This is a genomic window from Vibrio sp. 378 (genome assembly GCF_033339435.1).
This window is the reverse complement of sequence record NZ_JAWOUO010001268.1, coordinates 1-507: the sequence shown is the minus strand read 5'-3', so window position 1 is coordinate 507 and position 507 is coordinate 1. Positions and strand designations below refer to the sequence as shown.

Annotated in this window: 1 pseudogene; it reads right to left on the bottom strand. The window is 39.6% G+C overall.

Annotation, left to right across the window (positions count from 1 at the left end):
* Nucleotides 1–53 precede the first annotated feature (53 nt).
* A pseudogene (locus tag R7Q48_RS31495) lies at nt 54–507 on the bottom strand (D-alanine--D-alanine ligase A); the annotation flags it as partial.

Sequence of the window (507 nt, the reverse complement as noted above, 5' to 3'; positions counted from 1 at the left end):
AACCGTGCTCTATTCAACTATTTCTAACACAAAACGTATCGCGTGAACGTTAATCACTTTGCACTATTAATACAATCTTCAAGAAACTCATGGAACTTGTGACCATTGTTTTGAAGCATTTTTGGGAACATTGAAATTGGCGTCATTCCTGGGAATGTATTCACTTCATTCAAGTAAATTTCGTTATCTTCCGTAAGGAAAAAGTCGATGCGAGACAAATGACGAAGGTTCATTTGTTTGAATACGGTTTCTGACGCATGACGAATCTTATCGATCTGTTCTTGAGTCAGGTTCTTCGCTTCTACTTCTGTTAATGAATGGCTTGAGCTGCTGTATTTTTCATCGTATGAGTAAAATGCACCATCGGGTGCGATCACTTCACCTGGCTTAGTGATGTGCAGTTCACCGTTCATTTCATAAGCTGCGACTTCTAACTCACGAGGTTTTACCGCTTTCTCTACAAGTACTTGATCTGAATAACCAAACGCATCGTTTACTGCTTTAGCG